The organism is Sphingorhabdus sp. EL138, from assembly GCF_945862485.1.
In the GTDB taxonomy this organism is placed as follows: Bacteria; Pseudomonadota; Alphaproteobacteria; order Sphingomonadales; family Sphingomonadaceae; genus Sphingorhabdus_B.
The window spans coordinates 1-14,304 of record NZ_CAMAYF010000032.1; the positions used below are offsets into that span (position 1 = coordinate 1).

10 protein-coding genes are annotated in these 14,304 nt (G+C 55.4%); 9 read left to right on the top strand and 1 reads right to left on the bottom strand.

What is annotated here, in order from left to right; genetic code table 11:
• From Q0O33_RS09815 to trxA, 6 genes are all read left to right on the top strand, one after another.
• Positions 1-231, top strand: a 231-nt coding sequence (locus Q0O33_RS09815) for a tRNA (adenosine(37)-N6)-threonylcarbamoyltransferase complex ATPase subunit type 1 TsaE (RefSeq protein ID WP_295498970.1), incomplete at its 5' end; no start/stop codon positions are given.
• 1 nt (position 232) lies between these two features.
• Complete coding sequence (locus tag Q0O33_RS09820; RefSeq protein ID WP_295498973.1) at positions 233-1,210, top strand: phosphotransferase; 978 nt, start codon at positions 233-235, stop codon at positions 1,208-1,210.
• On the top strand, positions 1,203-1,931 hold the full coding sequence (locus Q0O33_RS09825; protein ID WP_295498976.1) for a nucleotidyltransferase family protein: 729 nt from the start codon (positions 1,203-1,205) through the stop codon (positions 1,929-1,931). The genes Q0O33_RS09820 and Q0O33_RS09825 overlap by 8 nt, the downstream gene beginning before the upstream one ends.
• The gene (gene addB / locus Q0O33_RS09830) at positions 1,921-4,890 is read left to right on the top strand and encodes a double-strand break repair protein AddB (protein WP_295498978.1); all 2,970 of its coding nucleotides are present in this window, start codon (positions 1,921-1,923) and stop codon (positions 4,888-4,890) included. The genes Q0O33_RS09825 and addB overlap by 11 nt, the downstream gene beginning before the upstream one ends.
• Positions 4,887-8,318, top strand: a complete 3,432-nt coding sequence (addA, locus tag Q0O33_RS09835; protein WP_295498981.1) for a double-strand break repair helicase AddA — start codon at positions 4,887-4,889, stop codon at positions 8,316-8,318. The genes addB and addA overlap by 4 nt, the downstream gene beginning before the upstream one ends.
• An 81-nt stretch (positions 8,319-8,399) precedes the next feature.
• Positions 8,400-8,720 carry a thioredoxin gene (trxA, locus tag Q0O33_RS09840; protein WP_125230101.1) on the top strand — a complete coding sequence of 107 codons (321 nt, stop codon included), beginning with the start codon at positions 8,400-8,402 and terminating at the stop codon, positions 8,718-8,720.
• Here the strand turns inward: trxA and argJ are convergent.
• Positions 8,717-9,940, bottom strand: a complete 1,224-nt coding sequence (argJ, locus tag Q0O33_RS09845; protein ID WP_295498986.1) for a bifunctional glutamate N-acetyltransferase/amino-acid acetyltransferase ArgJ — start codon at positions 9,938-9,940, stop codon at positions 8,717-8,719. The two genes, trxA and argJ, sit on opposite strands and share 4 nt — an antisense overlap.
• A gap of 176 nt (positions 9,941-10,116) precedes the next feature.
• On the opposite strand from argJ, the gene Q0O33_RS09850 reads away from it, so the two are divergent.
• The 3 genes from Q0O33_RS09850 to Q0O33_RS09860 all read left to right on the top strand — a co-directional run bounded on the left by Q0O33_RS09850 (position 10,117) and on the right by Q0O33_RS09860 (position 13,977).
• Positions 10,117-10,389, top strand: a complete 273-nt coding sequence (locus Q0O33_RS09850; RefSeq protein ID WP_295498989.1) for a hypothetical protein — start codon at positions 10,117-10,119, stop codon at positions 10,387-10,389.
• An 87-nt stretch (positions 10,390-10,476) separates the two neighbouring features.
• Complete coding sequence (secA, locus tag Q0O33_RS09855; protein WP_295498992.1) at positions 10,477-13,206, top strand: preprotein translocase subunit SecA; 2,730 nt, start codon at positions 10,477-10,479, stop codon at positions 13,204-13,206.
• Positions 13,207-13,230: 24 nt separating this feature from the next.
• The gene (locus Q0O33_RS09860) at positions 13,231-13,977 is read left to right on the top strand and encodes a sulfite exporter TauE/SafE family protein (RefSeq protein ID WP_295498995.1); all 747 of its coding nucleotides are present in this window, start codon (positions 13,231-13,233) and stop codon (positions 13,975-13,977) included.
• The last annotated feature ends 327 nt before the right edge of the window (positions 13,978-14,304 follow it).

The following is a 14,304-nucleotide window of genomic DNA, read 5'->3' on the forward strand; positions in this document are numbered from 1 at the left end:
GATGTTTTGGTTGCCGTTGCCCATGTCGATTTGTATCGCCTCGACAACGCGGATGAATTGGACGAACTGGGGCTGACGGACGAACGCAGTGAACGTATCACGCTCGTTGAGTGGGCCGAACGCTTTGGTTCCGCTTATGTGGTGCCAAGCCATAAAATCGACATAGCACCGCAAGCGGACGGAAGCCGCATACTGACTTTGAAAATGGATATAGATGACACAGGTAACTAATATGGCGCCGCCCGCCGGCTTGGACGATTTTTTGAAGTCGCATGGCTGGGAAGGCGCGGTAGTGACCCCGGTTGCAGGCGATGCGTCTTTCCGTCGTTATTTTCGCGTAGAGTCCACTGCGCGCGGCAAGGCAATTTTGATGGACGCGCCGCCACCGCATGAGGATCCGCGTCCATTCATAGATATTGCACAATATTTGATCGGGCATCAGTTCCGCGCACCCGCAATTTTCGCCACCGACCTCTCTCGCGGTCTGTTGCTAATCGAGGATTTTGGCGACCGGCGGATGCGTGAGCATCTGGATGAACATCCCGAAGATGAGGCGGCGGTCTATCGCGCGGCTATTGATGCCATTGTCCGGTTGGCGCAGACACCCGCGGTGCACGCGCAGCCTTATGATATGGCGACGTACATGCGCGAAGTGCAGCTTTTGTCCGAATGGTACATGCCCGCGATGGGCATATCGTTTGATGCGCGCGCATTTGATCAGCTTTGGACTGATGCTCTGGCTCCGCTTGCGGATTATCAAAAAGTCACCGTACTGCGCGATTACCATGCCGAAAACATCATGCTGCTGGAAGATGGCCAACAGGGGATAATTGATTTTCAGGACGCTTTGGTCGGTCATCCGGCCTATGATCTGGTGTCCTTGCTGCAAGACGCGCGGCGCGACGTTTCGCCTGCGTTGGAAGCCGAGATGCTGGCTTATTATCATGCCACGGCAAAACCCGGTGCCGATTTTGACGCGCATTATGCCTTGTTGGGCGCGCAGCGGAATACCAAGATTATCGGCATATTCACACGTCTGTGGAAACGTGAGGGCAAGGCGCGCTATCTGTCGTTCTTGCCGCGCATGTGGGCGCTGCTGGAACGCGATTTGGCCTCTCCGTCCCTAGCGCCGGTCAAACTTTGGTTCGATACGCATATCCCATTGGAGCTGCGTCATAAGATGCCGACGGATTTGAATATCGATGGTTAAGCATGTGGATACGGCGATGATCATGGCGGCGGGCAAGGGGACGCGGATGATGCCCATGACCGCCGATCGGCCAAAGCCCCTGATCGAAGTAAGCGGCGTTGCGTTGCTGGACCATGTGCTGGATCATTTGCGCGATGCTGGTGTCGGCAAAATCGTCGTCAACGTGCATTATCTTGCACAACAAGTAGAGCAGCATTTGGCAGCGTCAGCGGCGGATTTGGATGTGCGCATTTCCGACGAGCGCGCGTTGTTGCGCGACACAGGGGGCGGCTTGGTGCAGGCGCTGCCGCTCATTTCCGATGATCCCTTCATTTGCGTCAACGCCGACAATTGGTGGACCAATGCGGGCGACAATGCGATCTCGCAGCTTATGGCGCATTGGGATGATGACCGCATGGATGTGCTCATGCTCCTCATTCCGATGGAGACTGCGCATAATAGCCAAGGCATTGGTGACTTTAACATGAATTCAGATGGCCGACTGTCACGCCGCCAGGGTGATGCGCCTGCATCCTATGTGTGGACCGGTATTCAAATGCTGTCGAAGCGCCTCATTGTTGATCCACCTGCGGATGTGTTTTCAACTAATATATTCTGGGATCGCGCTATAGCCCAAGGCCGTTGTATGGGTGTCGTGCATGACGGCTTGTGGTTCGATGTCGGCTATCCAGCGGCAATTGCGGCAACGGAAGCGAAATTGGCGGAACAATATGGGCAATAAGGCCATCGCTCCGCGTGCCCATATCTTCAATGTACCCTTGGGCAATGACCTGTGTGATGTAACCGCGCAATGGATATTGAAGTCCGCTGGCGCAGACCCGCTGGCGATAAGCAACAACCTACTCCTCTTGCCGAATAACCGCGCGATCAAGGCCATGACGGAGGCTTTTGTCCGGCAGGCGGCGCCGGGTATGCTGTTGCCGCGTATGGTCGCTGTGGGTGACATGCAGTTGGATGAAGCCTTGGTACCGATGCTTGACCCCATAGAGGCGGGCAGCACAATATGGCCATCCATCGCCCCCTTTGAACGGCTGATGTTGTTGGCGAAGCTCGTCAAAGACTATCAGCCCGGTGATGCGCCGCTTTCGTCTGCGGAAGCATTGCGACTTGCGCGCAAATTGGCAGAATTAATCGATGCGCTTGAGGTTGATCTGGTCGACTTTGCCGATTTCGCAGATATTAAAGTTGAGGCTGATTTGGCCGGACATTGGCAAGATGCTTATGCGCGGCTTTTGCAGATATTGCCCGCCTATCGGGCGGCGTTAACCGCGCGCCAATTGCTGGGGCCAGCCGAGCGCCGGAACCATCTGTTAGCTGCGCTTGAGCAACGTTTAGCGCAAAATGTGGGTGTAGCTCCGATCATAGCGGTGGGAATTACAACCTCTGCAAAGGCTGTGACCCGCGTCCTGCGCCGTGTCGCACTTATACCAAACGGGCACGTTATCTTGCCGGGCGTTGAACTTGATTTGCCGGATGCGCGATGGGATGATCTATCGCCACCTAATGTGGATAGCCCAAGCTTTGGCCGCCGTCATAATGTCGAGGTGCATCCGCAGTTTCATTTGAAACATTTGCTGGAACTCATGGGTATCGACCGCAGCGAGATTGCGGTTCTCCCGACCGCCAAGTCTGTACCAGAAGCCGCTACGATTTCGGAGATATTCTGCCTGCCGGAGCATAGCGTTCACTGGCAAAGCGTGCCGTCATCAAGCAAAAGCTTGCCGCATGCTAAATGGCTGGAGGCGGAGGATAGCGCGCAAGAAGCGAAGGCCATTGCGGTGCGTATCCGAGGGGCGTTGGAGATCGCGCAAAAGCGGGTTGCGCTGATTACGCCAGATCGCGAATTGGCGGTGCGGGTCGCTGGGCAGCTACGCCGCTGGGGTATAGAGGTTGACGACAGCGCAGGCATACCCTTGCTGCAAACACCGCCGGGTACGCTTGCGCTGGCGCTGGTAGACGCCATTTGGAGCCGTCTTTCCGCGTCGAGCATCTTGGCCATTGCCAAGCATCCTTTGGTATTTGCCGGCACGCAAAGGCTCGACTGGTTGGACCATGTACGGCAGTTTGATCTTTCATTGCGGGGCACAGCCACCGGCATTGGGCTTGCGGCGATCACGCGGCGGTTGGAGACAGCGCGCAAACCAAATGAAGCGCTTATCGCGTGGTGGTCTGGTTTTGTGACATTGTTGGCACCGCTAGAGAAAGCCGATGGTCAGCCATTTGAGGATGTTCTTGCTACACTGCGCGATGTTGCAACGGCGCTTACCGATGGGGGCATCTGGCGGGGCGCAAGTGGCCGCGAACTGGCACGAAATTGGGAAGAGGTCAGTTCGAGCAATCTGTCGACGCTTGGCCGTGTCGATGCAACCGGCTTGGTTGCGACGTTTAAGGAAATTTTCTCCGGCGCGGTTGTTCGGCCGCCTTATGGAGGGCACCCGCGCGTCGCGATTTACGGCCTGTTGGAGGCGCGGCTGCAACAGGCAGACTTACTGATTTGTTCAGGTTTGAACGAAGGCACATGGCCGCAAATTGCGCAGCCTGATCCATGGTTGGCCCCTGCTATACGACGGCATCTGAAACTGCCGACTTTGGATAGGAATATCGGCCTATCGGCGCATGACTTGGCGACGGCCCTGGGCGCGAAAGAGGTGTTGCTGACCCGCGCGCGGCGGGATCGTGGCGGGCCAACGGTCGCGTCACGCTTTCTGCTGCGGATCAAAGCGCTGGTAGGGGAGGCGCTCGCGGTTGATGATGCACTGTTGGCCTGTGCCGAGGCGCTGGATCGTCCTGCCGAAAAGGAACCTTTTGCCAAGCGCCCTATTCTGATGCCGAACGCCAAGCAACGTCTGGTTTCTTTGTCTGTTACCGATTTCGACCAGTTGAAATCTGACCCTTATTCCTTCTACGCTAAGCGTATTCTGGGCCTTCCCGTTTTGGAAAAGGTTGATGCCGAACCAAGTTACGCTTGGCGCGGGAGCCTTGTGCACGACATATTGGAAAAATGGTTCACCCACGACGCTTGCGCGGTCGATAAGCTCGTCGCGCGCGCCGATGACTTGCTGGCGCAGGAAGCGAGCGATCCTTTGCTGCGCACATTATGGCAGCCGCGCATTGCCGCGGGGTTGCGCTGGGTGGCTGAGGAAACCAAGCGCCTAATGACCGAACAAGGTCGCGTCGTGGCGGTTGCCGAGCAACCCGGCACTGTCCATCTCAAAGGTATCGCCGTCAAAGGGCGGGTGGACCGTATTGACCGAACTGCAGATGGCGACTTGGTCATCATCGATTATAAAACCGGTACACCACCAACGGCCAAGCAGGTTAAGGCTGGCTTCGCGCTGCAACTGGGCCTCATCGGTTACATGGCGGAAGAGTTGGCCATCAAAGGCGTGTCAGGCGAAGCGAGCCATTTCGAATATTGGAGCCTTGCCAAAAACAAAGAAGCTTTCGGCCATATTGTTATCCCGACAAGCACACGCGCAGGCGATAAAAAACCTGATCGCAAAGAATTTATTGCCTTTGCGGTTGAACACGCGGAAGCGGCGATTGGTAAATGGATATTAGGTGACGCGCCCTTTACCGCAAAGCTGCACCCCGAATTCGCTCTTTATGGTGATTATGACCAATTGATGCGCTTGCAGGAATGGAATGGGCGTCAGGCAATAATCGAGGACGCGACATGAGTGCAGAACCCAAAAAGCTGCATCCCTTAATCTCCGCGCAAGCCAGCGCAGTTGTTCCGCGCCACAATATTTGGCTTAGCGCTTCGGCTGGTACGGGTAAAACACAAGTGCTGACGGCGCGCGTCATTCGGCTGTTGCTGGAAAATGATGTCGAGCCGGAAAATCTGCTGTGCATCACATTTACGAAGGCAGGCGCGTCCGAAATGGCGGACCGCATCAATCAACTTTTGGCGACATGGGTGCAGATGGATGATAAGCTTCTGTTCCATGACCTTGAGGCTATTGGCGCCTATGTAGGCCCTGAGGCGCGCAGAAAAGCCCGGCAGTTATTCGCAAAGGTTTTGGATGCGCCCGGCGGTGGGTTGCAGATATTGACGATCCATAGCTTCTGCCAATTCTTGCTTGGTAGCTTTCCAGAAGAGGCAGGGCTTGTTCCAGGTTTCAAGCCAGTTGAGGGGCGCGAGCAACGTGAATTGCTCGACGCAGCACTCGCGAACTTGGTTTTGGATGCCGAAGCGCGTGGCGACGGCAGGATGATTGCCAATTTGCAGGAACTGAGCGTCAACATGGGCGAGGAGGCAGCCTTGCGCTTCATGCATCGCACCGCGGCGGCCCCAGATATGATGGCCGGAATCCCCGATGATGCAGGGGCCATGGTCTGGGCGCGGCGCTTGGCGGATGTCAACTTTTCTGGATCCGTTGAGGATATGTTGGCGGCCGCGTTTGCCGACGAACACATTCCGCGCGCGGACCTGCAAGCCATTATCGATGCCAATCTTTCATGGGGCAAAGATAAAGCCGATAGCCGCGGCGGCAAGCGTGCAGCGGTGCTTCAGAACTGGCTCTCCCGCTCTCCCGCTGAACGGGCAGCTTTATTCGCAGAGCTGCATGGTTGCTGGTCAACGAAAGACGGCGAAGTGCAGAATGCGTCCAAGAACCATACCCCCCTGACGGATGCCTATAAGGCGCTTGCATCAGAGCTGTTCGAATGGACGAACCAGTTGATGGGACAGGTGGCGCGCGCGCAATATGCCGACAGGCTGGCACGCGCATTGTTGGTCGGTAAAGAATTTGCGGCGCAATATGGCAAAGCGAAACACGCCCTGGGCGCGGTCGATTTCGATGACATGATCCGGCGCACGGCGGCGTTGCTGCAACATGGCCAGATGGCAGATTGGGTGCGATTTAAGCTCGATCGGCAGATCGATCACATATTGGTCGATGAGGCGCAGGACACCAACGCCGCGCAGTGGGAGATTATTGGTTCGCTCACGGGTGATTTTTACAGTGGCATGGGCGTGAAGCCCGACAAGATACGCACTTTGTTTTCCGTGGGCGACTTTAAACAAGCCATATACGGGTTCCAAGGGACTGCACCGGAACGCTATGAAGCCGCAGGCGTATCTTTTTCCGAACGGATCGGTAAGTCTGGGTCCGCGTTGAACCGGCTTAGCCTATCGCAAAGTTTCCGTTCTACGCCGCCAATCCTAGAATTCGTAAATGCCGTTATCGAAGAAGCGGGCCCCGAAAGTTTCGGCATAAGAGGCGAAATCGCCGCGCATTACAGCGACAAGCCGCACATCGGCATGGTCGAGCTATTGGAACCCATTTCCGCCAAACCCAATGGGCAGGATGACAGCAGTTCGGACGAAGAAGAGGATTGGTTCAGTGACGAAAAACGTGCGCTGGCCGAAAAGCTGGCGGATCATGTCAAGGCGCTGATTGACGCAAAGCCTTGGCTCGTCAGCAAAGGTCGCCCGCTTGAACCCGGCGACATCCTGTTTTTATTGCGCAGCCGTGGTGACATGGCGTCGATGTTGGTGGCGCAATTGCATGAACGCAATGTGCCCGTTGCAGGTATTGACCGGCTTCGTTTGTTGCAGCCTTTGGTGGTGCAGGATTTGCTGGCCGCGATCAAATTTGTGCTGCAGCCCAATGACGACTTCAGTCTGGCCTGTTTGCTGGTTTCGCCGATCATTGGTTGGTCGCAAGAAACATTGCTCCAATATGGCTATGTCGGCGACCGCAAGGGGAGCCTGTGGCAGCATATTCGTGACCGGCCAGAGCTTGAGCCGCACATCGCCCCGCTGCGCGATATGCTTGCGATGGCCGATTTCACGACGGTTTATCATTTCCTGGAACAAATATTGTCCGGCCCCATCGGTGCGCGGCGTAAGTTTACCGCGCGTCTGGGTAGTGAAGTTTTGGTCCCCATTGAAGAGATGCTGAATTCCGCGTTGCAGTTTGAACAGCAACAGGGCGGGGGTTTGCAAAAATTCCTTGCATGGTTCGACCGGGGTGACACGGAAATCAAGCGCGAGGGCGACAGCAGCAGCAAGGAGGTCAGGATTATGACCGTCCATGGCGCAAAGGGGTTGCAAGCCCCAGTCGTCATTTTGGCGGATGTGACATCTGACCCGACCAAGAAACCAGACCAGTCTGCCGAGCTGTTGATGGACGATGGGCAGCGCATACCCTTGTTACCTATTCGCAAGGCGGAACAATCGGGGCAGTTGCTGGAAACCGTTGAGTTGCAAAAAAAACGCGAATTGGAGGAGCACAAACGCTTGCTTTATGTCGCGATCACGCGGGCCGAAGAGCGGCTGATCATGGCCGGGTCATTGGGTATCAGCCGTAAGGGAGAGCCGCCCGCCGAAAGCTGGTGTGCGCTGTTGCAACGGGGCATGACGGCGCTTGGGTGCGATTGGGAAGACGATGCACGCTGGGGCAGGGTGCTGCGCCATGTTGGGCAAGATGGGGCCTCCCTGACGCCGCCAGCAGACAGCCCGACTGCCTCTTCGCAAATGGACGCGCCTGTTGCCATGCCCGATTGGCTTTTTGCGACAGTGCCAGAGGAGCGCCGCCCACCGCGTCCTTTAGTCCCGTCGCGTTTAGACGATGACGATTATGGTGATGCGCCAGCGGTTTCGTCCATGCGCAAGGCCGCCGAACGCGGCAAGTTGATCCATGCTTTGCTCGAACGCATCACGGACGATGAATCATTGCAAAAAGCGGAGCAATGGCTAACTGCGCAGACGCCGGATCATGATATTGACCCGGGCCAGCTTATCGCTGAGGTGCGGGAAATCGTCACCAACCCGCAATGGGCCCCGTTCTTTAGCACGTCTGCACGTGCGGAGGTGCCATTGGTCGCGGTGGTTGGCGAAATGGTCATCAATGGCCGGATTGACAGGTTATTGGTCGAACCCGGCCTTGTGCGTGCCATTGATTTCAAAACGGGTCGGCAGGTGCCGCAAGATGAAAGCGGCGTGCCAGCGCCGCATTTGCGGCAAATGGCACATTATCGTGCCGCATTGCAGACGATTTTCCCCGCGTCGCGTGTTGAAGTGTCGTTGCTATTCACTTATGCGCCGCGGTTCATCACGCTTTCGGACGCTATCTTGGCCCCTTATTACCCGGCCTCTTGACGCTTCAAGCAAAACTATTGCGCATGGTCCTTGTCAGCCCTTGAAGGCAGTAATACATGGGGCATAACAAAGGAGATTGTAATGGCTACCAAAACCGTAGGCGATAATGATTTCGCCGCAACTGTGCTTGCATCCGGCAAACCCGTATTGGTCGATTTCTGGGCCGAATGGTGTGGCCCATGCAAGATGATTGGCCCAAGCCTTGAAGAAATCAGTGATGAGCTTGCCGGACAGGTTGAGATCGTGAAGCTGAACATTGATGACCATCCGGATACGCCTGCCAAATATGGCGTGCGCGGAATTCCCACGATGATCCTGTTCAAGGGTGGCGAAATTGCCGATACCAAGGTCGGCGCCGCACCTAAGGCACAATTGAAAAGCTGGCTCGAAGCTGCGCTTTAACTGCGATAATCGGCGTTGATGCTGATGTAACCGTGGGTCAGGTCGCACGTCCACACTGTGGCGTGCCCCTCCCCAAGGCCCAGATCAACGCCAATTTCTATATCCTTTTGCTTGAGGTGACGCGCCACGGGCGCTTCATCATAATCGGCCACCGCCAATCCGTTGCGCGCGACCAAGGTCGAACCAAAGCGGATCGAAAGCGTGTCACGGTTTGCAGGTTCGCCGGCTTTACCAACGGCCATGACGACGCGGCCCCAATTGGCATCCTCACCCGCTATTGCCGTTTTGACCAAGGGCGAATTGGCAATGGCCAGGCCCACGCGCCGCGCACTGTCATTGCTAACGGCCCCTGTGACCTGAATTTCAATAAATTTCTGCGCACCTTCGCCATCCCGCACCACGAGATGCGCCAATTGCCGACAGACATCGCTTAGCGCCGCTGCAAAGGCGTCGGCCCCGGCGTCCTCAAATGAGGTCAGGCGCGCATTGCCTGTCTTGCCTGTGGCAAAGGCGAGCACCGTGTCGCTGGTGGAGGTGTCGCTGTCGACGGTAATGCAGCTAAAGCTCGATTTATTGGCGGCCGACAAAAGCTGCTGCAAGAATGCTGCATCGACGGCGGCGTCAGTGAAGATATATCCCAACATGGTGGCCATGTCGGGGGCGATCATGCCTGAACCCTTGATGATGCCGACAATCTGCACCTTGCGGCCATCGACCATCGCGCTGGCGGTTGCGCCCTTGGCGAAGGTATCGGTGGTGCCGATGCCATGCGTTATATCTTCCCAACTGCATGGTGCAGCATCAAAAACCGCTTGAAGACCGGCTTGCGCCTTGTCGATGGGCAAAGGCACGCCAATGACACCGGTTGAAGACACGAATATCTCGGTCGCATCGCAGCTCAAATGCGCCGCAACCTGCCCAACAATAACGTCCACCGCATCTTTGCCTCGCTGCCCAGTAAAAGCGTTGCTGTTGCCCGCATTCACCACCAATGCACGTGCACGGCCATGCCGCAAATGCGCACGGCATAGGTCAACCTCTACCGAACAGCACAGATTTTGCGTGGTTACGCCAGCAACCGTCGTGCCCGCATCAAACGTCACATAGCTCAGGTCACAGCGGTCCCAGTCCTTATACCCCGCGCGCGCAACATAGGGCGTTGCGCCCGCAATGTCGGGCATGTTGGGAAAAGATATGGCGAGTGGAGAAGTGCTGGACAAGTAACTGAAACCTTGTGATATTCTTGGAAATCTTCGGAGGGTACTTAAATGTTACATTTCGTTTATCTGTTGGCCGCAATTGGCGCAACCGGCAATGCATTCTAAACAGCGCGCTTCGGGATAGACGCGCCGCCTTTGTGTCCCTATATGCATCGCAGCACCTCATAAGGCAAAACATGCGATTACTGATTTATCTACTGGCGATGATGAGCGGATTTTCCGCGGCGGAGGCGGCGCGTCCGGTATCCTCCGCGTCGGCATCGGTGGATACGGCGGTTGCGCAGGCTTATGTTGCGGCTGCGGCGCTTGAAGCTGTCGCCGCTTCTGAACCCGTGATGCGTGAAACAGCGAAGGCGCTGGTTTCCATTGCGCCCGCCATTGGTGAAGCGCGCCCGGTTGCCGTAACGCCCGACACGCCGGTTCACCGGCACGATATCATTTTAGGTTAGGCTTTCTGCACCCTTTTGGGTGCGTTCAACAGCTACCTACCACGCGCCAAACGTGCGCGTTTCCAATATATTTTGAAGGAATTATCCATGCTCGGCGGACTTGCCAAAGCCATATTCGGGTCATCGAACGACCGTTACGTTAAATCGATTATGAAGATCGTTGAAAAGATCAACGCGCTTGAAGTCGGTATAGCCGCCATGGATGATGACGGTCTGAAGGCGCAAACGCAGTTGTTCCGTGATCGTCTGGCCGCAGGTGAAACGCTTGACGATATTCTACCCGAAGCATTCGCCACAGTGCGCGAAGCTTCAAAGCGCGTTATGGGTATGCGCCATTTCGATGTGCAGATGGTCGGCGGCATTGTGCTGCATCGGGGCGAGATCGCCGAAATGCGCACGGGCGAGGGTAAAACCTTGACTGAAACATTGGCTTGCTATCTTAATGCGTTGGAAGGCAAGGGCGTCCATGTCGTAACCGTGAACGACTATTTGGCCCGCCGTGATGCGGAATGGATGGGCAAGATTTACGGTTTCCTTGGCCTTACGACGGGGGTTGTCGTTCCAAGCATTGCCGAACATGACCGCCGCGAAGCTTATAATTGCGACATTACCTACGCGACGAACAACGAACTTGGTTTCGATTATTTGCGCGACAATATGAAATATGAACGCGCGCAAATGGTCCAGCGCCCTTTCAACTTCGCGATTGTCGATGAAGTCGATTCTATCTTGGTCGATGAAGCACGGACACCGTTGATTATCTCGGGTCCGACCGACGATAAATCTGAATTGTACATGCAAGTGCATTCTGTCGTGCTTCAGTTGGACGAAGGCGATTATGAAAAAGACGAGAAGAGCCGCAATGTCACGCTGACCGAAGATGGCACCGAAAAGGTAGAGCGCCTGCTTGAAGGCGCTGGCTTGCTCACGGGCTCTAATCTCTATGATTATGAAAATACCTTAGTCGTGCACCATCTTGACCAAGCGCTTAAAGCCAATGTTATGTTCAAGCGTGACATTGATTACATCGTCAAGGATGACAAGGTCATCATTATTGACGAATTCACAGGGCGCATGATGGACGGTCGCCGTTGGTCAAACGGCCTGCACCAAGCGGTCGAGGCCAAAGAGGGTGTCGTGATTGAGCCGGAAAATCAGACACTGGCGACCATAACTTTCCAGAATTATTTCCGCATGTATCCAAAATTGTCTGGGATGACGGGCACCGCGGCCACCGAGGCCGGCGAGTTTCATGAAATCTACAAGTTAAATGTTGTCGAAATTCCGACAAACGTCCCTGTGCAGCGCGTGGATGAGGACGACCAGTTCTACAAAAACACCCAAGATAAATTCGGGGCGATCGCTAAAACGATCAAAGAGGCGAATGACCGCGGTCAACCTGTTTTGGTCGGAACGGTATCGATTGAAAAATCTGAGTTAATCGCTGAATTTTTGGAAAAGGAAGGCGTCCAGCACAGCGTCCTGAACGCCCGTTTCCATGAGAGCGAAGCGCATATTGTGGCGCAAGCCGGGTGTTTAGGCAGCGTTACCATCGCCACCAACATGGCGGGTCGCGGTACCGATATTCAGCTGGGCGGTAATTTTGAATTCCGGTTGAATGATGAATTACGCGACATGCCCGAAGGGCAGGCGCGCGACGCCGCCATCCAAGCGTTGCAGGACGAAATCGCTGCGGAAAAAGCGAAGGTAATTGAAGCCGGTGGGTTGTTTGTCCTTGCGACAGAACGTCATGAAAGCCGCCGTATCGATAACCAGTTGCGCGGCCGTTCGGGGCGTCAGGGTGACCCAGGGCTTTCGCGTTTCTATCTGTCGCTAGACGATGATCTACTGCGTATTTTTGGCAGCGAAACTTTGTTCTCCAAAATGATGAATTCCAGCCTTGAAGATGGGGAGGCTATTGGCGGCAAGTGGCTGTCGAAAGCTATCGAAACCGCACAGAAAAAGGTGGAAGCGCGCAATTATGATATCCGCAAGCAGTTGGTTGAATATGACAATGTCATGAATGACCAGCGCAAGGTCATATACGAACAACGCAGTGACATCATGGATGCGGAAGCCGTCGACGACATCATTGAGGATATGCTCAACGATACGGCGAACAATATTGTCGGCGATCACTGCCCCGAAGGGACCTATCCCGAGCAATGGAATGTGGAAGGCCTTAAGCAGAAGTGCGCTGAGGTGCTGGGCCTAGCGCCCGATATCGATAGCTGGCTGCAGGAAGACGGTCTTGAGCCCGAAATGATCGAAACCCGCATTGCCGAATTGGCGGGCGCTCGTTTCAAGGCAAAGGGCGCTGCGTTAGATGAAACCATCTGGCGTCAGGTCGAAAAAAGCATCTTGCTGCAAACGCTCGACCATCATTGGAAAGAGCATTTGTCGACGCTCGATGCCTTGCGTCAGGTGATTTACCTGCGCGCTTATGCGCAGAAAAACCCCGTCAACGAATATAAGCAAGAGGCCTTTGGCCTGTTTGAACGCATGTTGTCGGCGATCCGCGAAGGCGTGACCAAAACAATCGCCACCAATGATTTCCGGGCCGAGGAAGAATTTGTTCCACAAGATTTACCCGAGCTACCCGATTTCCTGACAACACATATCGACCCGTTGACGGGTGCAGATAATAGTGATGACAATGACGGCGCTTCTCTTGGGTTGGTAACAACAAAAATCCAGCGTCCAGAAATGATATCTGCGGGCACTGACCCTTATGCTGACGACCCTAATCTACGCCGCAACGACCCATGCCCGTGCGGTTCGGGGCAGAAATATAAGCACTGTCACGGTGCTTATTGATAATGTGATGGGGGCAGGGCGAAGATGATCTGGTTGGCCAGCCTCTTTGCTCTTGTCGCCTTTGTATACGCGTCCGTCGGCTTTGGCGGCGGGTCTACGTACACGGCGCTGCTTGCCTTATGGGGGGTGGACTACCGATTGATCCCGGTGATTGCACTTGTCTGCAATATCATCGTCGTGACCGGCGGCAGCATTCGTTTTGTGCGCGCTGGCTTGGTGTCTTGGCCGCAAGTTTTGCCTTTGCTTCTTGTATCCGCTCCACTCGCCTTTGCAGGCGGGCTGGTGCCGCTGAAACAAGTCGTGTTCCTGACGATATTGGGTTGTACATTATTGGCGTCTGCCATCGCCCTTTTCCTCCAAGCGGATAAGATGACGCCGCGCGTAGTTCCCAAGCCATTGTTGCTGGCGCTTTCGGGCGGCGTGGGCCTGCTGGCGGGGCTGTCGGGCATTGGTGGCGGCATATTCATGGCGCCGGTTTTGCACCTGATCCGCTGGGCAGAGCCACGCCGGATTGCCGCCTTCGCGTCGCTTTACATATTGATCAACTCCGCGGCGGGTTTGCTTGGTCAAATACTGAAATCAGGGGCGTATTCGCTTGCAGAGCCTGCGCTGCAATATGGTCTGCTGCTCGGCGCGGTATTGGTTGGCGGACAACTGGGCAGCCTGTTCGGCATGCGCTATCTTTCGCCACGCCTGCTACGTGTCCTCACAGCGTTATTGGTGGGCTATGCAGCGCTCCGGTTGCTCTGGCAGGCGCATGGGCCGTTTTAGTGTCTGATAAGCCAGAAAAATGGCTCCACAGATGATGGCTTGCCGCACGCATATTGCACTGGAAACTGGGTCCTCCCAGAGGATTTCCGGTCTCGGGTGATTGCGACCCCTATGTTCCCGCAGAGTGACGAATTTCCAAAACCAATGACTAGGCGAACGCTCTGCTAAACTTCGATGCCATCAGTGCTAAATGTTCTGACGACGGACAGTTGGCATCAAACGCAGAATGTCAGTCAGACTGCGGAGGCACCTTCGGTTTGAACCCGCGATAAATGAACCAACCAAACGGCGACAATAACAACAACACTATGGGGCCAAATAGACCGA